Source organism: Candidatus Flexicrinis affinis (assembly GCA_016716525.1).
Taxonomy (GTDB): Bacteria; Chloroflexota; Anaerolineae; order Aggregatilineales; family Phototrophicaceae; genus Flexicrinis; species Flexicrinis affinis.
This window is the reverse complement of sequence record JADJWE010000007.1, coordinates 146,795-165,874: the sequence shown is the minus strand read 5'-3', so window position 1 is coordinate 165,874 and position 19,080 is coordinate 146,795. Positions and strand designations below refer to the sequence as shown.

18 protein-coding genes are annotated in these 19,080 nt (G+C 63.8%); 8 read left to right on the top strand and 10 right to left on the bottom strand.

The genetic code is table 11. The features are described 5' to 3' along the window. Window positions 1–9 precede the first annotated feature (9 nt). Entirely contained in the window at window positions 10–1,470 is a 1,461-nt protein-coding gene (locus tag IPM16_18325) for an ATP-binding cassette domain-containing protein (GenBank protein ID MBK9125058.1), read from the top strand. On the opposite strand, the gene IPM16_18320 is transcribed toward IPM16_18325, so the two are convergent. After that, window positions 1,460–2,260 (bottom strand): class I SAM-dependent methyltransferase, encoded by an 801-nt coding sequence (locus IPM16_18320; GenBank protein MBK9125057.1) that lies wholly within the window; start codon window positions 2,258–2,260, stop codon window positions 1,460–1,462. The genes IPM16_18325 and IPM16_18320 overlap by 11 nt on opposite strands. A 93-nt stretch (window positions 2,261–2,353) precedes the next feature. Between IPM16_18320 and IPM16_18315 the strand changes: the two genes are divergently transcribed. Beyond that, window positions 2,354–2,737 carry a DUF1992 domain-containing protein gene (locus IPM16_18315; protein MBK9125056.1) on the top strand — a complete coding sequence of 128 codons (384 nt, stop codon included), beginning with the start codon at window positions 2,354–2,356 and terminating at the stop codon, window positions 2,735–2,737. Here IPM16_18315 and IPM16_18310 read toward each other — a convergent pair. From IPM16_18310 to IPM16_18275, 8 genes are all read right to left on the bottom strand, one after another. Beyond that, window positions 2,724–2,909 (bottom strand): twin-arginine translocase TatA/TatE family subunit, encoded by a 186-nt coding sequence (locus IPM16_18310; protein ID MBK9125055.1) that lies wholly within the window; start codon window positions 2,907–2,909, stop codon window positions 2,724–2,726. The genes IPM16_18315 and IPM16_18310 overlap by 14 nt on opposite strands. 52 nt (window positions 2,910–2,961) lie before the next feature. Then, a complete protein-coding gene (locus IPM16_18305) occupies window positions 2,962–4,902 on the bottom strand; it encodes a hypothetical protein (protein ID MBK9125054.1) in 1,941 nt (646 codons plus the stop codon). A 33-nt stretch (window positions 4,903–4,935) separates the two neighbouring features. Beyond that, the gene (locus tag IPM16_18300) at window positions 4,936–5,616 is read right to left on the bottom strand and encodes a GNAT family N-acetyltransferase (GenBank protein ID MBK9125053.1); all 681 of its coding nucleotides are present in this window, start codon (window positions 5,614–5,616) and stop codon (window positions 4,936–4,938) included. Continuing rightward, complete coding sequence (locus IPM16_18295; protein MBK9125052.1) at window positions 5,613–6,395, bottom strand: hypothetical protein; 783 nt, start codon at window positions 6,393–6,395, stop codon at window positions 5,613–5,615. The genes IPM16_18300 and IPM16_18295 overlap by 4 nt, the downstream gene beginning before the upstream one ends. Window positions 6,396–6,401: 6 nt before the next feature. Continuing rightward, complete coding sequence (locus tag IPM16_18290) at window positions 6,402–7,673, bottom strand: sigma-70 family RNA polymerase sigma factor (GenBank protein MBK9125051.1); 1,272 nt, start codon at window positions 7,671–7,673, stop codon at window positions 6,402–6,404. A 247-nt stretch (window positions 7,674–7,920) separates the two neighbouring features. Then, window positions 7,921–9,369: a Gldg family protein gene (locus IPM16_18285; protein MBK9125050.1), complete on the bottom strand. Its 1,449-nt coding sequence runs from the start codon at window positions 9,367–9,369 to the stop codon at window positions 7,921–7,923. Beyond that, on the bottom strand, window positions 9,369–10,094 hold the full coding sequence (locus IPM16_18280) for an ABC transporter permease subunit (GenBank protein MBK9125049.1): 726 nt from the start codon (window positions 10,092–10,094) through the stop codon (window positions 9,369–9,371). The genes IPM16_18285 and IPM16_18280 overlap by 1 nt, the downstream gene beginning before the upstream one ends. Then, the gene (locus IPM16_18275; protein MBK9125048.1) at window positions 10,091–11,014 is read right to left on the bottom strand and encodes an ABC transporter ATP-binding protein; all 924 of its coding nucleotides are present in this window, start codon (window positions 11,012–11,014) and stop codon (window positions 10,091–10,093) included. Before IPM16_18275 ends, IPM16_18280 begins: the two co-directional genes overlap by 4 nt. 130 nt (window positions 11,015–11,144) lie before the next feature. Between IPM16_18275 and carA the strand changes: the two genes are divergently transcribed. The 3 genes from carA to IPM16_18260 all read left to right on the top strand — a co-directional run bounded on the left by carA (window position 11,145) and on the right by IPM16_18260 (window position 15,018). Then, complete coding sequence (gene carA, locus IPM16_18270) at window positions 11,145–12,287, top strand: glutamine-hydrolyzing carbamoyl-phosphate synthase small subunit (protein MBK9125047.1); 1,143 nt, start codon at window positions 11,145–11,147, stop codon at window positions 12,285–12,287. Then, window positions 12,284–13,606: a glycosyltransferase family 39 protein gene (locus IPM16_18265; protein ID MBK9125046.1), complete on the top strand. Its 1,323-nt coding sequence runs from the start codon at window positions 12,284–12,286 to the stop codon at window positions 13,604–13,606. The genes carA and IPM16_18265 overlap by 4 nt, the downstream gene beginning before the upstream one ends. A gap of 152 nt (window positions 13,607–13,758) precedes the next feature. Next, a complete protein-coding gene (locus IPM16_18260) occupies window positions 13,759–15,018 on the top strand; it encodes a DNA double-strand break repair nuclease NurA (GenBank protein MBK9125045.1) in 1,260 nt (419 codons plus the stop codon). Between the two features lie 186 nt (window positions 15,019–15,204). On the opposite strand, the gene IPM16_18255 is transcribed toward IPM16_18260, so the two are convergent. Next, window positions 15,205–16,560 (bottom strand): MFS transporter, encoded by a 1,356-nt coding sequence (locus IPM16_18255; GenBank protein MBK9125044.1) that lies wholly within the window; start codon window positions 16,558–16,560, stop codon window positions 15,205–15,207. A 140-nt stretch (window positions 16,561–16,700) separates the two neighbouring features. Here IPM16_18255 and IPM16_18250 point away from each other — a divergent pair, with 140 nt between their 5' ends. Genes IPM16_18250 through rnhA form a run of 3 tightly spaced genes read left to right on the top strand, consistent with a single transcriptional unit; the run spans window position 16,701 to window position 19,014 of the window. Further along, complete coding sequence (locus tag IPM16_18250) at window positions 16,701–17,798, top strand: glycosyltransferase (GenBank protein ID MBK9125043.1); 1,098 nt, start codon at window positions 16,701–16,703, stop codon at window positions 17,796–17,798. Beyond that, window positions 17,795–18,553, top strand: coding sequence for a class I SAM-dependent methyltransferase (locus tag IPM16_18245; protein ID MBK9125042.1), 759 nt, complete (start codon window positions 17,795–17,797; stop codon window positions 18,551–18,553). Before IPM16_18250 ends, IPM16_18245 begins: the two co-directional genes overlap by 4 nt. Beyond that, on the top strand, window positions 18,550–19,014 hold the full coding sequence (gene rnhA, locus IPM16_18240) for a ribonuclease HI (GenBank protein MBK9125041.1): 465 nt from the start codon (window positions 18,550–18,552) through the stop codon (window positions 19,012–19,014). Before IPM16_18245 ends, rnhA begins: the two co-directional genes overlap by 4 nt. The last annotated feature ends 66 nt before the right edge of the window (window positions 19,015–19,080 follow it).

Genomic DNA, 19,080 nt, shown 5'->3' with positions numbered 1-19,080 from the left:
GATTAAGCGATGCATATCGAACTGCGGAACATCACCAAGCGCTTCGGGTCGCTGGTGGCCAACGACGCCATTAGCCTCACTCTCGACAGCGGCCAGATTGTCGGTGTGCTTGGCGAGAACGGCGCGGGCAAGTCGACGCTGATGAAGATCGTCAGCGGCTATCAACCGGCGGACAGCGGCCAGATCTGGCTGGATGGCCGGCGCGCGCCGTATTCTACGCCGCATGGCGCGATTGCAGCCGGCATCGGCATGCTGCACCAAGACCCGCTCGACGTTGCGGCCTTCACCGTTATCGAGGATTTCGCGCTCGGGTTTGGCGGTGCGCTCGACTACGCGGCCGCGCGTACGCAGCTTGGCGAAGTGTGCGGGCAGCTCGGCTTTTCGCTGCCGCCGGATGCCGAGATTGCGTCGCTCTCGATCGCACAGCGGCAGCAGCTCGAAATGGCGCGCCTGCTCGCGCTGGGCGTGCGTACACTGATCCTCGACGAACCGACCACCGGCATTAGCGCCGAGCAGAAGGACGCGCTGTTCGCCGCGCTGCGCAAACTCGCCAAGCAGGGCGTGACGATCCTGCTCGTCAGCCACAAACTCGAGGACGTGCTGCAGTTGTGCGATCGGGCGGTGGTTCTGCGGCGGGGCCAGCTTACCGGCGACGTCATGCTGCCGGTGCCGCATTCCGAGCTGGTCACGCTGATGTTCGGCCAAGCGCAGCCCCCGCTGGAACGACGCACGACCCGGCGTACCAGTGACCGCCCGGCGCTCACTCTGCACGATCTCACAATCGTCGACCACCGCCTGCACATTGAACGCTTCTCGCTGACGGTCGCCCCCGGCGAAGTGATCGGCGTCGCAGGCCTCGACGGCAGCGGGCAAGCGCCGATTATGCGCGCGGCTGTGGGCTTGCAGCCTGTCGTGCATGGCGAGATCACCGTTGGCTCGCAGCCCTTGACTGGAAGATCGTATCGCGCATTTCTCGCGGCGGGGGCAGCTTTTGGCGCGGCGGGACGGTTGGAGGAAGGCCTTGTACCGGGTCTTTCGCTGACCGAGCACTTCGCGCTCATCGACGAGAATTCCGCACGCATCCGGTGGGGGCGCGTCCGGTCTCGCGCGCAGAGTCAGATCGACCACTATCAAATCAAGGGGCTGCCGGATTCCCGCATCGACTCGCTGTCAGGCGGCAATCAACAGCGCGTGCTGATGGCGATGCTGCCCGAACGGCCCACGATCATGGTGCTGGAACAGCCGACGCGCGGCTTGGATGTCGAGTCGGCACGCTGGATCTGGAGACAACTGCTCGACCGCTGCGAAGCAGGCGCGGGACTGATCTTCAGCAGCGACGATCTGGATGAGATTCTGAATTACAGCGACCGCATCGTCGTGTGCTTTGCGGGTCGCACATCGATCCTCGACAATACGCCGGAGCTGACCACCGACGATCTGGGTGCCCTCATCGGCGGTGCTACGGCCTGAACACCGCGACGTGAAACTCGTGGCTGACCTCGAACGAACGGTCAGGGTCGGGGTACTGCCGGGCGACGATGTCCTCGACAGCAGTGACGCCTGCCTGCCACGTCTCGTCATCCATCTTCCACATCGACGAGTAGATGCGCCCGCGATAGCGATCGAGTTTAGTGCGCGGCGTCAGGGTCGTCGTGAATTCCAGAACGCCGGATGTCGCTTCCGTCCACCCATTTTGCTCGAGGACGACCGCGCCGGTGTCGCGATTGTCTTCTCCTTTTCGCCAACGCCGCCACTGCTCGCCGGTGGCGGCTTCCCACGCTTCGCTCATCGCCTCCAACCCGTGCTCGTAGCTGCGATTCCAGCCGACAATCGCGATCCCTCCGGGCTTCACAACGCGACGCAGTTCGATCGCAGCCTGCTCTGGTTCCGAGACCAGATGCAGGATATGCACTAGAACCGCCGCGTCCAATGACTGCGACCGCAGCGGTAGCCGGGTTACGTCGGCAAGCGCGAGGCGGACATCGGGCGCGCCGTAGGCGGCGTGCTTCTGCCGCAGCACCGACATCATGCCGCTGGACAGGTCGAAGCCGAGATACGGCCCGGTATGACGCGCCAGCGGAAGCGCAAGCCTCCCCGTGCCGACACCGATCTCTGCGACGACCGACTCGCCGGTGATGCCGCCCAAGCGGGCCATCAAGTCGGCGGCTTGCTGATCGACGCCCGGCGGGAATCCGCGCGTCTGGTCGTAGAAGGCGGTCGCGCGGTCGAAGACGACGCTCTTGTCCGTTTGTTCGGTCACGATGCAGGGGCCTCCGTGGCGTACTGCTTGACAGGGATCCCGGTTTCCGTGAAAATAATCACAAATTGGGGTTCTGCCGGGGAGACTGCCAATATGGACTGGGAATCAGGCTTGGACGAACTCGTCCGGCGCGCGATCGGCGATGGATCGAATCTACCGAACGCTGGCAAGCGCCTCGAACTGGACGACCCGTATACCCCGGACGAGCTCAAGTTAGCACACAAGCTGTTGAAAGACAACGACCTTACGCCGGGGTGGATCCTCGAAGGTCGGGAGTTGGACGATCTGCTGGCGCAGGCGCGGCAGCGGTTGGTGAAGGTCTTGACGCCGGGGGGTTCCCTACCAGAATCAATCAGCGCCGACATCGCGGCGCTGAACAAACGGGTGCTTGCCTACAACCTTAAAGCGCCGCCCGGCATCGCGCACAAACGGCTAATCGACATCGCGATGGAACGTCGTCGTCTTACTTCTGGATGACCTTCTCGTCTTCGGGAAGCTTCTGCTCTTCGGGCGAGCCTTCCTTCAGACCTTTGCGGAATTCCGCAATCCCACCGCCGAGTTCACCGAACACGCGGCGGATGCGGCCCGCGCCAAACACGACCAACACGATGACCAGAATGATCAACAGCTCAGGAAGACCGGGCTTCATCGTAAACGTTTCCTCTCAACCAACCGGGGGCGTACCGCCCGCGTTGCGGTCATTATAGCACCGATTTCGACTCACTTTCAGTAGCCTCTTCAAGCAACGCATCCGCCTCCATCCGCAGCAGGCTGTCAGCGACCGCCTCGATCGCCAGATTCTGCTTGCGATATAGGTTGGCATCGCTCATGTATAGGCGGTTAGCCACCTCGCGCACACGCTGTTTCTTGATGTAGCGCAAATCGAGGATGTTGTAGATCAACCAGTCTTGACTGCGCCAGTCGCGCTCGCCGGGTGGGCGCTGCAGTTCGATGGCGCGATCGAGCACCGAGCGCAAGGCGCGCACCGGCTCGTTGACGTTGAACTCGAGCGCGCGCCGTACGATGGTTAAGTCCAGTAGGCGGCTCTTGGTCATTCCCGGCCCGCCGTAGTAATGGCGGAGTGCGGCCTGCACCTGTTCGACGATCTGATCGCGGTCGGGCAAGGGCGGCATGTTGGGCTCGGCGGTCGATATACTGCGCGGCTGATACTCGTCCTCGCGGCTTGACTCGCGCGATGTAGCGAACTGCGGCAGCAAGCCCTCCAGCGCGGCGACGACCTCGGACTGCAGCAGCATGTCGTCCAATGTGCGGGCGACGCGGCGGCGCACACGGGCGATCACGGCCATCTCGTCCGCCGTGGGAACCGAATCGTGTGTGGCTTGCAGCCCCAACACGCCAATCATCTGCCCACCGTTGACCAACCCGCGCTGGCGGCTGAGCGGGAGCAGCCAAAAGCCTTCCCACAGCATCGGCTGGGCGACCGTAGCGACCTTCAGCCCGCCAAGCGCCCCGCCCAAGTCGCTGGGGCGGCTTTCGATATCGTGGCCGCGCCCGGTCGCGCTGACGATCTCCGGTGTGCTGTCCGTTAGTGCCGCGACGAACGCGCCGGATGTACGCAGCACGTTACGTGCTTGCGCAAGGATGCCTTCCATCAGCGACAGCAGATCGGCCCGGGTGAGCAACTGCCTGTTCAGCTTCTGGATCTTGCTGAATTGATCGGATTCCTCGCCGTAAATCAACCATCGGTCAAGCAGCGGCAGCGCGAGGTCGATCACCCACTGCCAGCACAGCACAACCGCGACAACCGCAAACACCGCGAACTCGCTGCTGACGAGGCCGAACACGCGGGTCGCGCGGCTTGTGAAGAACAGCACGGCGACGATCAGCATGCCGGTGGCCGGACCGCGCAGCACCATGCGCAGCAGGTCGGCCTTGACCGCGCGGTCGGGAATTCGACTGCCGAAAAACGATAACGGATAGGCGAGGAACAGCAGCATCAGCACGACGAAGACGTTGGCGACGATGACCAGCACAAGCGCGCCGGTGGTGAACTCGCCGCCGGGGTCGAAGAACGCGCTAAACGGGAAGACGCCGACAATCGGGGTCAGCAGTGCGATTTCAAGATAGCCCATGCGCCGGCGCGTGGAACGCGTCAGGCAGCGCCGACGTGCGCGTTCGACGTTGATCAGCGCGAATCCCGAGGCGACCACCGTATACGCTACGAACACCGCCATCAGCGGCATCGCACGCAGGGCGGGCCGGCCCGCGCTTTCGATCGGGCCGACGAGGATGTCGGAGAACACGGCGGCGATCACGAAGGCCGCGCCGATCAGGTACATCAGCCGTAACGTGCGACTGCGCCGCCCGCGCGAGGGCAAGCCGGTCGTGTCGAGCAGCGCGTCGGACAAATGTACGAGCGCCGCGGGCGCCAGCGCGATCCCCAACCACTGCGCGCGCAGCAGGCGCATGACCGCCTCGTCGGTCGGGCGCAGGCCGGTGAGAACGTCGCATACGTAGGCCGCCGTGACGGCGAACAGTACCATCGCCGACGCGCGCGCCACCCGGTCATGGAAATTGCGGGTGATTGTATACAGCAGGAGGGAGGCCGCGACGATTACTATCGCCGCCGCCAGCGTCTCGTTCATCAGATCGAGAAACGAAACGAACAGATCGGAAGTCAATGCAGACCGCTTTCCGTCGCCCGATACGTTGCTTTATTCTACACGCCCGCGGCGGGCCAGCCTTAGACCGAAAAACACGGCGATATCGTGGTTGGGGAAGTAATGGTCGCTGTAACCGCAAAAGCGCAGGCCCAACGCCGTGACCAATTGAATCATCGGCACGTGCTTGGTCGGCAAGGCGACCAGCAGGTGATGCGCACCCTGCTCGCGCGCCCACTGCCGTACGCCGTCGACGAGTCGGGTTGCCACGCGCTTGCGGCGGAGGGCCGGTACCACAGCCAGATCGTCGATCCACACGATCTCCTGCGAGTCGTCGTAGCGCGCGACCACGTAGCCAATTCCAGGCGGACGCGGCGGCGGTGGCGGCGGCAGGACCAGTTCGGGATTGTCGGAATCATAGTCGCCGCCGTACTCGACCGGCAACGGCAGCGGCTCGGGTTCGGGCGACAGGTCAGGAACCGGTTCATACTTGCGCGCGACCACCCACAGTCGCCCGGAGTCCGGGTTGTCGTACAGGCGGTGCCGTGCGATCTGATGGGTCAATTCGACCGGACGCGGGAGGAACTCCTGCTTGAATGTTACGCCAAACACACTGAGATCGCCGTGGGGCAGGGTCATCTGCCATACGCGATCCGTTTCACAGGTGTGATCCATGGTCAGGCACGTCTCGATATCGGCGTACGTGCCCGGGTGAAACGTAATTTCGAGCGTCATGACAGATAGGCGTCGCCGAACGTGCCGCGCAGGTAGATGTCGACGCGGGGCGACTCGTCATTGGCTTTGATCGCCTCGTAGATGCCGGGTTCGAGCACCCGGTAGCGCGTCTCGTTGACCTGCACGCGGAACAAGCGCGTCGGCTTGACGTGGACGCGGGCAGCTTGCCCTTCCGGCACGATGACGTGGATATCGCCAGCGGCGGAACGCACGCGCACCGGATCGAACGCTTCCGAGGGCGAAACAAGACGGATATCACCGACACCGGTCGCCAGGGTAACGCCTTGCACGATGAGCCCGCCAAGGTCGGCGTTGATCTGGCCGATGGATGTCGAAATCAGGACGTCCCACGGCAGGTCGTCGGCAAGGCGCATCTGCCAGTCGGCAAACGACAGCCACGGCGTGCGGCTGCGCAAGAACTGCAGGTGGGCGTGGGTGTCCTCCACATCGAGCGAGGGGCGGCTGTTGCGGGCGAACTGGCCCTCGACCAAACGGCCGTCGCGGGCGCTGCCACCGACGATGACGTCGACTTCGCCCGCACTGATCTCGAGCGTCCCGCTTTGAACGCTGCCACGCGTGATGCCGAACGTGCGGGCGGTGCGCGTGCCGAGATCGCCGCGGATTAGAATCCAAGCCCCCAGTGCGACCAGCACCAGGGGCAGGAGTGCGCTGACCCGGAAGTCTCCGAGCAGCAGAAAGTTCTCAAGCAGAAGGGCAACGCCGAGCGCTGCTACCAGCAGCGGGAGGACGATCGGGCCGCGTGCTGCCTTCGCCTGCACCGGGGTCTACTCCCCGTACAGGTAGTCGCGCAGGATAATGTGCGCGCTCGATTGGCGCAGGCGGTTCAGCGCCTGTGCCTCAAGCTGACGCACGCGCTCGCGGGTGACACCGATGGTCTGGCCGACCTCCTCCAGCGTGTAGACGCGGCCGTCTTCCAGCCCGTAACGCAAGCGCAGGATCTGCGCCTCGCGGCTGGGCAGGCGGTTGAGCGCGCCCTGAAGCTGTTCGTGCAGCAGGTGAGTCGCCACCTCGTCGGCCGGGGCCGGCGTGCTGGTGTCCTCCACGAAATCGCCGAAGGTGCTGTCGCCCTCTTCGTCGATCGGGGTTTCGAGGCTCACCGGGCGGCGGCTGATCTCCATCAGATGCTCAACCTTGTCCGGCGTGGTCTCCATGCCGATGGCGAGCTCCTCGAGCGTCGGCTCGCGGCCCAGATCCTGCAGGAGCTGGAGCTGCACGCGGCGCATGCGGTTGAGCTGATCGCCCATGTGCACTGGCACACGAATCGTGCGGCCCTGATCGGCCACGGCGCGGCTGACGGCCTGGCGAATCCACCACGTGGCGTACGTGCTGAACTTGTGACCGCGGCGGTATTCGAACTTGTTGGTCGCGCGAATCAGGCCGATGTTGCCTTCCTGGATCAGATCGAGGAAGTGCACGCCGCGCCCGATGTATTTCTTTGCGACGCTGATGACCAGACGCGCATTGGCGCGCACGAGGTGCTCCTGTGCGGCCTCGGCGTCCAACAAGTAGTCCTTCAGGGTGTAGACGTCATCGGGAGACAGGCGGTCGCCCATCTCATCGAGCTTCTTCTGAGCCAGCACGCCGCGCTCCATGCGCTTGGCGAGCTCAACTTCCTGCTCGGCCGTGAGCAGGGGAACGCGACCGGCTTCCTTCAAGTACAGGCCGACGACATCGTCGGTATCGAGCGCCTGCTGGTAGCCGGCGTCATCGATCAGTTCGGTCGCCCAGTTGTACGGATTGCCGCCTTCCGCGGCGATCTCCATATCGATGCCGTCCATGTCGGCATCGAGTTCGGCATACAGGTCTCCTTCAGACAGGTCATCCGAGGACGGCACGCGCTGGCCGATCTCGATCCCGTCTTCCATGAGTCCATTCATCAGGTCGTCGAGAAGCGCGATGTCATTCTCGGCGTTGGGCATGACGGCAAGGATGTCATCATGCGTGATGCCACCCTCGCGCTTGGCCTTGTCCACCAGCTGTGCGCGGATGTCTTCGATTGGTGTGATCTGTGCGATTGCAGCCATAGCCATAGTCATACGTGCATAAAGCCTTGCGAGCGTTGGCAGGCAAGGCGCTGACCCTCGTGTGTGCTTGGGGAAGGTACCGACGGCACATACACCTTCCCAGGTCGTTAGGCAAACAATCCTCGCCGGTTGACGAGGATTTCACCGTCGTATGTTACCCCTATAAAGTATCCCGATGCCGGAATCTTGTCAAGCAGACCGCTTCGGCCGCACAATCAAGTCTCATCGGGCTCTCAGTGATCCGTATGGCAATCGGCGGTCAGGCGCGCCGCCGCATCCACCACACCGCTAGTCCGATCAGCAGCAGGCCGACAGGCATCGCGACCACGGTCAGTAGTGCGATTTGGTCAAGCTGCTGCGTGCTGAGGAATACCGTAGGGAGGTTGGTTGCGCGTCCTTCTGGCGCGAACACCAGTTCTTCGCCGAAGCCTGTCAGCCAGCGGATCGCGTCTGTAAATAAGATGCTGTTACCCACCGGGTTGCTTACCAAACCGTTGGTCGCCCAGTCCGTATCGCCGACCAGCACGATGCGTGCGCCGGTCGTTTCATCGAAAGCCCATGCCGCGAGGTTGACCGGCCCAGCGATGTCGTCTTCGAGGCTGAACTCGTACTGATTGGCGTTCAGGACGCTGGCGAAGTCGGTCTCGGCGTAGCTGAGTTCGCTGGTCGCGATGATCATGCCGTTCGAGACCGGTGGGGTGTCGTCGATCTGAACCACACGCGACACGCGGAACATTGCCCGTGTCGAGGTGTCCTCGGGGTCGTTTAGCCGCGCCGTAATGGTCGAACCATCCGACAGCGCATAGCTGAGCAGGTCCAGCTCGCTGCCGGCGTTCGAAAGCGCGTCGATGGCGATGCCGTCCAACATACGGATGCCGAAGTTCTGCCACAAGAACGCGTTGAACAGACTGTCCTCGGCCAAGAATGGCGCTTCGGTGAAATCGGCATCGGTCAGGATCAAGAGCGATCCGCCCCGTTCGAGGAATCGCGCGAGTACGGCGATCGCGTCTGGCGGTAGCTGCTGGCGGGTGCGGGCTAGTACTACAGTATCGATATCCTCTGGCACGTCCTCGGCGCGCGCCGCCAACCCTGCCAGATCAAGCGAGGTCGTCAGGATACCGTTCGCGCCGAGCCCGTTGAAGATTCCGGTGAACCCGCGCGCCGTCGTGTCGAATGGGTTGATGTCGCTGTACGTCGAGTCGAACGCCACGGTGAACCGGTTGATGTCGAGCAAGCGCACGAGCGCGCTGGTGATGTTGCGCTCCTGACTGTTCTCGGTGACGACCCGTACGATCGTGTCGAAGTCGATCTGGCCGTCGTCGGTCAAGTACGAGACGAACAGCTCGCCGTCGTAGGTCAGGTCGAACTGCGTGGCGAGCGCCGGGTTGTCGTCCGGGTTGTAGTACGCGCTGCGGATCAGCCCGTCAGTCTCGTCGACATACAGCCGCACGATCATGTCGTCCAGTTCGCGGAACCGCAGCGCCTCGGACGAGTAGAATCCGGTGACCTGAATCGGGCGATCCACACGTTCGAGGATGCGCAGCGTCTCAGGCGTCAGCGAAAACTGCCGGCTTTCGGTCATATCGAGCGTGAGCGCGGCCTGCTCGGTGCGCGCATACAGGAAGCTGACGGCCAGCATGAGGACTGCGGTCAGCACGACCGTGATGACGATATGGCGAAGCGCCCTGCTGCGCAGCATCGCGGCCATCAGCGCAGCCTCCGCAGTTCAACCACTCGCAGCGTGATAAACAGCGCAATCGCGATCACCCCGGCGTAGTAGATGATGTCCTCGAAGCGCACCAGCCCCGACGCGAACGAGCCGATGTAATGACCGGGCATCGACAGGCGGCGCAGCAGGTTCGCCATGTCGATGCTGGCGACGATCTGGCCGGCCAGTTCGCCGAGGTAGAACAGCAGCAGTACGGCGACGCTCAGAAATGCCGCGACGACTTGGCTTTCGGTGAGCGCCGAGCACAGCAGGCCGATCGCCAGCGACGCGCCGCCGTAGAGCCAGATGCCGATATAGGCGGAAATCGCCTGCCCCGTCTCAGGTTGGGTGACGCTCGATAGGGTGACTTGATAGACCAGCGTGGCGCCCAGCAGCAGGCTGTAGAACACCCACGCGCTCAGGAACTTGCCGAGGACGATGGCGACTTCCGTGACGGGAGTCGTCAGCAGCAGTTCGAGCGTGCCCTCGCGCGCTTCCTCGGCGAACAGGCGCATGGTCAGCACCGGGCCGAAGAAGATCAGGAAAAACGACAGCGAGTTCGGCACGATGGCCGGGTTGACCGGCTCCTGCGTGAGCGCCAGCGTGAGGTTGCTGTTGAACACCAGCGCCGTGACGAGTAGGAACGCCGCGCCGATCAGATAGGCGACCGGCGAGGTGAAGTAGGCCGCCAGCTCGCGGCGGAAGACGGTGCCGACGCCGATCATCGCGGGCCTGCTTTCGTCACCAGATTGAGGAAGATGTCTTCCAGCGTGAGGGCAACGGGCCGCAGTTCGACGATCAGCCCGCCTGCCGCGGCGATCTTGCCGGCGACGTGCGGACGGGCATCGATGTTGGGCTGTCCGTAGACGAGGTATCCGCTGCCGCTGGGTTCAACGCGGGCCACGCCGGTCGCACTTTTGAGCGCCTTGAGCGCGGCGTCCGCGTTGAGCTTGCCGACCTCGACATACAGCCGATCGCCGGCGTACAGCGTGGCGCGCAGCTCGGACGGCGTGCCCTGCGCCACAATGCGGCCTTGATTCAGGATCACGACCCGGTCGCAGACCTGCTCGGCTTCGGTCAGGATGTGCGTGCTGAACAACACGGTGTGCTTGGCACCCAGTCCGCGCACGGCCTGACGCACGTCGATCACCTGCTGCGGGTCGATGCCGATGGTCGGCTCGTCGAGGATCACCACAGCAGGGTCGTGGACGAGCGCCTGCGCCAGCCCCAACCGCTGACGCATACCTTTCGACAGGCTGCGCACGAGTGAGCGGCGGCGATCCCACAGGTCGACCTGTTCGAGCGCCTGCTGGGCGGCGGCTTTAGCCTTGCGGATGCCGCGCATCTGCGCCCAGAACGTAACGTAGCCGACAACCGTCATGTCGGGGTACAGCGGGACGCGCTCCGGCAGGTACCCGACCGCTCCACGTGCTTGCATCGACTGCGTTTGGACGTCGAATCCGGCGACCACCGCGCGCCCCGACGTGGGCGGCATGAAGCCAGTCAGGATGCGCATGGTGGTGGTTTTGCCTGCGCCGTTCGGCCCCAACAACCCGACGACCTCCCCGGGTGCTGCTTCGAAGCTGATGCCGTCCAACGCCGTATGCGGGCCGTAGCGCCGGCACAGGTTTTCGACCTGAATCATGGTCGTGTCTCTTGGTATACTCTGCCGTGCATACTAATCCCGGGCCGCCGTTCAGTCAACAATCTGGACGTGTGCCGGGACCAGTCGTAAACGACCGCTAACAATTGAAGTTGCTGAGGAAGGCTCCCCGATGCAGGGACTGCTTGCCCTTGAGGATGGATCGCTCTACGCCGGCACCGGATTTGGCGCCAGCGGCGTACAGACCGGCGAGATCGTGTTCAACACGTCGATGACCGGCTATCAGGAAATCCTGACCGACCCGTCGTACTATCGCCAGATCATCACGATGACCGTGCCGCATGTCGGCAATACCGGCATCAACACCGAAGACCTCGAGTCGCCGCGCAGTTGGGTGTCGGGGTTCGTCGTGCGCTCGCTCAGCCCGGTCGTGTCCAACTGGCGCAATCGCGGCGACCTTGACGGCTTTTTGCGCGAACAGGGCGTCATCGGCCTGTCCGACGTGGCGACCCGCGCGCTGGTGCGGCATATCCGCGAGAAAGGCGTCATGCGCGCGGCGATTGCGCATGGCGAGGTGGCGGGCGACCCGCAGGCGCTGATCGAGATGGCGCGCCAAAGCCCGGACATGAGCGGCGCCAATCTGGTCGACGACGTCACCTGCGAAGAGCCGTACAACTGGAATCAGGCCAGCGACGGCTCGTGGTATATGGGCGCGGTTCGCAACCAGACCGACGGCGGACCGCTGATCGTCGCCTACGACCTCGGCATCAAGCACAACATCTTGCGCATGCTGACCGATCGCGGCCTGCGGGTACGGGTCGTGCCGGCGCAGACCCCGGCCAGCGAGGTGCTTGCACAGCAGCCCGCTGGCGTGTTCCTGTCCAACGGCCCCGGCGACCCGGCCGCGGTCGACTACGCCATCGACAACGTGCGCGGCCTGCTCGGCAAGGTGCCCGTGTTCGGCATCTGCCTCGGCCATCAGATCCTCGGTCTGGCGCTGGGCGGCCGCACCGAGAAGATGCGCTTCGGCCATCGCGGAGGCAATCAGCCGGTCAAGAACTTGCTCAACGGCGTGGTCGAGATCAGCGCGCACAACCACGGCTTCGCCGTCACGCCCGACAGCGACCTAGGCGGCGCGGAGGTCACGCACATCAACCTGAACGACAACACCGTTGAAGGGTTACGGCACACCGAACTCGGCGCGTTTAGCGTGCAGTATCACCCCGAAAGCTCGCCCGGCCCGCACGACTCGCTGTATCTGTTCGATCAATTCGTGGACGCGGTGCGCGCCAACGAGCCAACCGAGACAGCATGAAAGATCCGAGCGCCGGTCGGTTAAGGTCGCCCCGCTGGGTGCTGCCGTCGCTGCTGGCGATTCTCGCCCTCTATCTGATCGTCGCCGTGAGCTATGCTACCGCGACCCCGCCGTGGCAGGCACCTGACGAACCAGCACACTACAACGTCGTCCGCCAACTTGCGGAGGATGGCGCGTATCCGCTGATCGAAGATGGCGACTGGAATCAGGCGTACCTCGAACAGCTCAAGGCGGCACGGTTCGCGCCTGAACTGCTCGCGCGGCTTGACACGGTGCAGTTCGAAGACCATCAACCGCCACTGTACTACCTGCTGCTCGTGCCAGTCTACAACGTCTCTGGCGGCGACCTCGTCGCCTTGCGCGTCGCCTCCGCCGCGATGGGCTTGATCGTCGTCCTGGCCGCCTATGCCGTGGCTGCCCGTACCATGCCCGACCGGCCTGCGGTGGCGCTTGGGACTGCCACGCTGGTCGCGTTCGTCCCGCAGCACGTGCACATCCTGGCCTCGGTCAACAACGACGCGCTCGCGTGGGCGCTCGTCGGCTGGATTCTGTGGGCCAGCATCAGTCACGCAGCGGGAGGCCGCGTCCCGGCATGGGCGCTTGGCGTGCTGGTGGGAATCGCGCTGCTGACGAAGACGACCGCCTACCTGATGGCCGGCGTTGCGCTGCTGGCGGTGGTACTGCGCCCGCACGAGCGAGGCCTGCGCGGAAGGATGACCGCCGCCTCCGCATATCTTGTCGTCGCGCTCGGGATCGGCGCGGTGTGGTGGTTGCGCAACATTGGTGTCTACGGCTTTCCCGACTTCCTCGGTCTGGCGGCGCATGACGCGGTCGTAATCGGACAAACCCGCACCGCCGACTACATGGCCAAATTGGGTACCGGCCCCTACTTCGAGATGGCGTTCGAGACCACAGTGACGAGCTTCATCGGTCAATTCGGCTGGATGGCGCTGCCAATTCAGACATGGGTGCTGGCAATCTACGGCGCGATAGCAGCAGTCGGCACCGCGGGCGCGATCGCGCTGCGCGCGCTCCGCCATTCGACGCCGCGAGCGTGGCTGCTGATGGGCGTCACCGGCGTGCTGGCCCTGCTCATGCTCGTCTACTACAACATGCAGTTCGTGCAGTTTCAGGGACGCTACGTCTATCCGATCCTCATCCCGTTAGCGGCGCTGGTGTGTGCTGGACTGGATGCCATCCGTCAGCGCCTTCCGATCGTGAAGCATCTCCCTGTGCTGCTGCCTGTCGCCCTCAGCGCTTTCGCGGCCCTCGACCTGTGGCTGCTCACGCGCGTGCTCGTGCCCAACTTGACACCCTAGAACAACCGTGCTACTGTCTCGGTAAATCAGTTATGTCCTGCGGGGCAGCGCCCTACACCCCGGCAGGAGTTCTCACTCCTGCACCTCGCTGAAACGGGAGTCCAGCGGGCGCAAGCCCTTTGGAGATTCATTGGGCAGACAAAGGCCGGCGCATGAGCATCGAATTCAACAAACTGCTGGATCAGGTACGTAAGATGGGGGCGATGATCTCGCACCTCGACTTCGACATGACCGACAAGCTCGCGCTGGCTCGCGAACGACTGATGTCCGCCGATGACCTCGACGCGATCCGGCAGAAAATCGCGTACGTGCGCGGGCCGGAGATCAGCGGCTATCGCGGCGCAGCCCCGCTCGAAGGCCCGGACGCCGAGAACCTCAACTGGGTGTATCCGCCCCCGCCGCTGCCGTCGCACGCCACGCTGATCGCCAGCGACGGGTCACAGGTGTATCCCAACGAACAGTCGCCGGTGCACTACTACCTGCTCAATATCGGCATGTTCGTGTATCAACACGGGGAAGACCACGTCCCGCAGACGATCACGCTGCCGATGCTGGCCTATCACAAAGACATCGTCCACGACCGCAACCGCCTGCTGATCAGCAACCGCACGGTGGACGCGCGCCGGACCGTGACGGAGATGCAGCAGTTGGCGCAGCAGGCGTGGAAGATGCACCGTGAAGGCGCGCGCGATCCGCTGATCACGCTGTTCGACAATCAGCTCCTGTTCTGGGCCAGCGCGGACGTCACCGACGGCGATAAGCTGCTCACCGACTACTGGACAGGCATGGGCCAACTGCGCGATGCCGACGCCGTGCTTGCGGGTTATGTGGACAATCCGGCGCGCAGCCGGCAGGTGCTGCGACTGCTATATCTGCTCAGCCTCGGCAACGAGGCCGACATAAAGGCCCACGAGGCGCAGCTCGCGACCGGCGGGGACTTGGAAGGGCTGCGCGACATGCACCTGTTCGATAACGTGCTGGAACCCGGTGAGCGCAGCGCAATCATGGTGCAGAATTCGCCGCGTAACCTCGCCTACCGGCAGAAGAACGGCAGCTTTGAAGTCGCGTTCTTCTACGTCAAGGTCGCCAACGGGTATCAAACGGCCATCGCGCGCGTCGACATCCCGATGTGGGTCGCCCGCGAACGCGACGCGGTCAACTCACTCCATGCGCTGATCCTCGATCAATGTCAGATGCAGGGGCGTACGCCCTATCCGTACGCGTTGGCGCGCGCCGACGAATTGGCGCTGGTCAGCGGGCAAGACCGGCGCAAGCTAGACGAACTGATCCGCATGGAGCTGCGCAAGCAGGGCGTCGAGCCCGGCAGCGCCGCCCCCAAGCTGCAGAGCAAACGCGCCGCCCGCTCGGACAAGCGCAGCTTCCAAAGCCGTCCCATCCGCCGCGCGACCTAGGCCGCGACTTTGCCCTGACCGAGCGTCGGATCGTTATCCGAATAATGGGGGCGCTGCCCCCGGCCCCGGCAGGGGCTTGCACTCCTGCACCTCGTTACACGCGAATTGACGACGCACGCGCCGTCAATTCGCAGATAAGGGAGTCCAGAGGGTGCATGCCCGTTGGCATGAATTTCGGCGAAACCCCTACTCCACAGCAGCGACTGGCTCAAGCGCAAGCTCCGGGTCATCCGCGACAGGCTGGGTGTGCGGAGGTGCCGCGAGGGCCTTGTAGTCGGGTAGATTGGCCTCCATGTGCCGGATCGACGGAAGCGCATAGACCAATGCGCTGCTGACGGCCATCAACACGCCGGCCGTGAAGATGATCACCGCCATACCCGATCCTTGCCCGCTGCCGAACAGTCCGGCGAACGGTTCCCACGCCGCCGTGCCGACGGCCGGCTCGAGCACCTGATCGGCGAGGAACCCGTAGAGCAGGTAGGCAATCGGCGTTAGCACCAGCGAGATTTGGCCGAGCACGGCAAATACACGCCCCTGCAAGTCGGGCGGGGTCTTGGCTTGCATGATGCTCATCACGGGCGCGTTGACGAACGCCAGCGGGAACATCAGGCCGAAGATCGCCGCGCCCAATGCCACCGGTGACTGGCTCAGGCCGAACAGCGCCAGACAGATGCCGGACAGGATGATCGCCGGCATGATGGTGTGGATGCGTGGACGCGTGCCGCCCCAGATGCCCATCACGATGCCGCCGATCAGGCCGCCCGCGCTGCTGATGCCGATCAGCAAGCCAGCGGTCGCCTCACTGCTGGTGCGGCCCAGCATGTAGGCCATCGCCATGCCCATCGACCCGGCGATGCAGAAGTTGACGAGCCCGAACTGCATCGTCAGCACCAGCATCGGCCGCCGCTCACGCAGGAAAGCCAAACCACCGGTGAACGACGCCCACACGCTGGCGTTGGCACGCCGTCCGTGCTCGGTCTCGGTCGGCGCCGGGATCGACACGACGAGGAAGACACCGGCCGCTGCGATGAATGTGAAGAGGTCGATTGCGATCGTCCCGATGACGCCGATGCTGCCGTACAGCAGGCCGGCGATGATCGGCGCGATGATGCCGGCGGCCGGGCTGGAAAGCTGGGTGAGGGCGTTAGCGCGGTCGCGCTTATCGTCTGGCACCAACATCGTGATCGACGCAGCGAAAGCCGGGTGTTGGATGCTGCCCAGCAGCTGTGAGACGAACACCAGCGCATACAAGTGCCACAATTGGAAGCTGCCGGTAGCAAAGCTGAACAGCAGCAGGAGCGTACAGGCCGCTTGACCGAGGTCGGCCACTAGCATCAGCTTGCGGCGGTCCCACCGGTCGGCCAGCACTCCGCCGATGTTCGCAGCGAAGATGCTCGGCAGCATGGAGAACAACGAGATCAGCAGCAGAGGCGTAGCTTGTCCCGTTTGCGCGAAGATATAGAATCCGACGGCCAGACCGCTCAGCCGCGATCCGATGATCGAGAAGGTCTGCGTTGCGACAATCAAATAGAAAGTGCGCATGTTCTTTTGTGCATTCGTGTCCATAATGATCCCTCGGCGGTATGGAGCCGTGTGTATGACACGTAGTACGTACGGCGTGGACCTACGGTTCCATCAAAATCTATCGGATCATTGAAAATTTGTCAAATGGTTGATTTCGCATGACACCATCGATCGACGGCTCGAAGGGGCTCCGAATCGCAGTAATCGGCGTCATCGATCGACGAAATCCTCGGCTCGACGAGTTTGTGAAGGGGTGGAGGGATTTGGGCGCGGACGTCAAGTTCGTGCGTATCCCCGCCAAGCGGCATGCGATCGTCCAGCTTTCGGCAGCCGTCCGCGGAATTCGACGGCTGCGTTGGGCGCAGGCAATCTATGCGGCACCGCTGCACATGCGCTTAGGCCCCGCCTACTGGCTGTTGGCGAAGCTGGTTCGCCGTCCCCTGCTGCTGGACTACATCGTCGGGCTTTCGGACTGGATCGAAGATCGCAGTGCGCGTTCGGCCCGGCACAAGCAGATTGCGCGTTGGATCGACATCTTCAATTTGACTCGCTGTGACGCGATCTCCGATACGGAGCAGCATCGCGCCCAACTCGAAACCCTGCTCGGCCGGCCGTTCCCGCGCTTGACCGTAATACCGATCTCTGCGCGATCAGGCATCGTTCCGCTGCCGCCGCCACCGACCGATGCGCTTAAGCATGTCCTGTTTGTCGGATCGTTCATCCCGTTCCACGGCATCGAAGTTATCGTGCGCGCCGCCCACCTGCTGCGCGACCGGCCCGATATCCGGTTCGTGCTGATCGGCAGCGGGCAGACGCTTCCTCAGATCGAACAGTTGATCCGCGAGCTTGACCTTTCAAACGTTGAACTCCGCAAGGGTTTCTTCCCCTTGGACACGCTGCGGGGCGACTTTGAACGCGCCTCAGTATGCCTCGGCGTGTTCGGCACGGGCGAAAAACGGAATGTGGTCGTACCGAACAAGATCCTCGATGCCATTCTGCTCGGCAGGCCGGTTATCACCGCGGCGTCTGCCGCCGTAGAAGCGGTGCTCACGCCGGGCGAACATCTCGTGACTATTCCGCCCGGCGATCCTCGCGCGCTGGCGGAGGCCGTCTCCGCTCTGCTGGCGGAGCCGGCGCGCAGCCGCGCACTAGTAGACGCGGGGCGGAAGTGGGTCGCCGCCGAGCGAGACGCCAAGACCATCGCGCAGCGGGTCCTGAACCAACTTCAGCAGATGGCCTCCGGGAGGATGTCATGACCAACGATTCATCGAATCCGCTGCGGCTGATCGCACGCGGACTCAAGGCATGGGTCAACCGCCGCCGCTACTGGCGCGAATCGGCTGCCGAACTCGAACAGCGGCTGAACGCCGCGTCGACGCTGGACGGGCTGATCGACGCGGTGTGGAACTACAAAGGCCGCGGGCCGTACAGCCGGATTCGACCGCTGCAAGCCAAGTCTGAACTGCGCCAGCTTCTGCAGCGCGTCGCCGACTTGCAGCCGAAACGGATCATCGAGCTCGGCACGCGTAACGGCGGGACGCTTGCGCTCTGGACACGCTGCGCGCCGTCGGTCGAACACGTCGTCAGTGTAGATCTGCCGGGCGGCATTTTCGGTGGAGGCTACCCCACAGTGCGCGTTCCGCTGTATCGGGCGTTCGCGGTCGGCCGGCCACATACGACCGTAACGCTGCTGCGGCAGGACAGCCAGACCGAGGCGACCCGCGACGCGGTCGCGCGGGCATTCGCCGATCAGCCGGTCGACTTTCTCTTTATCGACGCCGACCACCGCGAGGCCGGCGTACGGCGCGACTATGCGCTGTATGCGCCACTTGTCCGGCGCGGCGGGCTAATTGCGTTTCACGACATTCGGCCCGATCCCGATCACCCGGACGTCGGGGTGTACAAGCTGTGGGACGAACTGAAGGCGTCTAATCCGACTGCCGTCGAGTACGTCAAGGAACCCTATCGCGGTCACTATGGGATCGGCGTGATTGAAAAGGTGGATGAATGACCGAGTCGAAGCGCCCTCACGTCACGATCTACACGGATGGCGGATGCCAGCCCAATCCCGGCCCCGGCGGATGGGCGGCGCTGCTGCTCTTTGGCGACGCCGAGCGCGAACTTTCCGGCGGCGCGCCCGACACCACCAATAACCAGATGGAGCTGAGCGCCGCAATTGAGGCCCTCGCGGCCCTGACCAAGCCGTGCAGCGTCACGCTGCATACCGACAGCGTGTACGTCAAGAACGGCATCACGACGTGGATCAAGGCGTGGAAGAGCAACGGCTGGAAGACGTCCGACAAGAAGCCGGTCAAGAATCGCGAGCTGTGGCAGCGCCTCGATGAACTCGCCCGCAAACACAAGATCACGTGGCGCTGGGTCAAGGGTCATGCCGGCAATGCGCACAACGAACGCGTCGACAAGCTGGCGACCGCCGCTCGCATCGCCCAGCAGGGCGGCACCACGCCGTAGCTGAGAAGTCCATGATGGCTGGCCGTTTCGGTGCGGGTTAGGCACGCGGCTGATGTACACTTCTGC

Coding starts and splice junctions, on each gene's coding strand:
- IPM16_18300 (MBK9125053.1), bottom strand. CDS start 5,616: ATGACGCTCGAAATTACGTTTCACCCGGGCACGTACGCCGATATCGAG.
- IPM16_18260 (MBK9125045.1), top strand. CDS start 13,759: ATGAGCATCGAATTCAACAAACTGCTGGATCAGGTACGTAAGATGGGG.
- IPM16_18250 (MBK9125043.1), top strand. CDS start 16,701: ATGACACCATCGATCGACGGCTCGAAGGGGCTCCGAATCGCAGTAATC.
- IPM16_18280 (MBK9125049.1), bottom strand. CDS start 10,094: ATGATCGGCGTCGGCACCGTCTTCCGCCGCGAGCTGGCGGCCTACTTC.
- IPM16_18285 (MBK9125050.1), bottom strand. CDS start 9,369: ATGGCCGCGATGCTGCGCAGCAGGGCGCTTCGCCATATCGTCATCACG.
- IPM16_18255 (MBK9125044.1), bottom strand. CDS start 16,560: ATGCGCACTTTCTATTTGATTGTCGCAACGCAGACCTTCTCGATCATC.
- IPM16_18310 (MBK9125055.1), bottom strand. CDS start 2,909: ATGAAGCCCGGTCTTCCTGAGCTGTTGATCATTCTGGTCATCGTGTTG.
- IPM16_18245 (MBK9125042.1), top strand. CDS start 17,795: ATGACCAACGATTCATCGAATCCGCTGCGGCTGATCGCACGCGGACTC.
- carA (MBK9125047.1), top strand. CDS start 11,145: ATGCAGGGACTGCTTGCCCTTGAGGATGGATCGCTCTACGCCGGCACC.
- IPM16_18315 (MBK9125056.1), top strand. CDS start 2,354: ATGGACTGGGAATCAGGCTTGGACGAACTCGTCCGGCGCGCGATCGGC.
- rnhA (MBK9125041.1), top strand. CDS start 18,550: ATGACCGAGTCGAAGCGCCCTCACGTCACGATCTACACGGATGGCGGA.
- IPM16_18290 (MBK9125051.1), bottom strand. CDS start 7,673: ATGACTATGGCTATGGCTGCAATCGCACAGATCACACCAATCGAAGAC.
- IPM16_18275 (MBK9125048.1), bottom strand. CDS start 11,014: ATGATTCAGGTCGAAAACCTGTGCCGGCGCTACGGCCCGCATACGGCG.
- IPM16_18325 (MBK9125058.1), top strand. CDS start 10: ATGCATATCGAACTGCGGAACATCACCAAGCGCTTCGGGTCGCTGGTG.
- IPM16_18265 (MBK9125046.1), top strand. CDS start 12,284: ATGAAAGATCCGAGCGCCGGTCGGTTAAGGTCGCCCCGCTGGGTGCTG.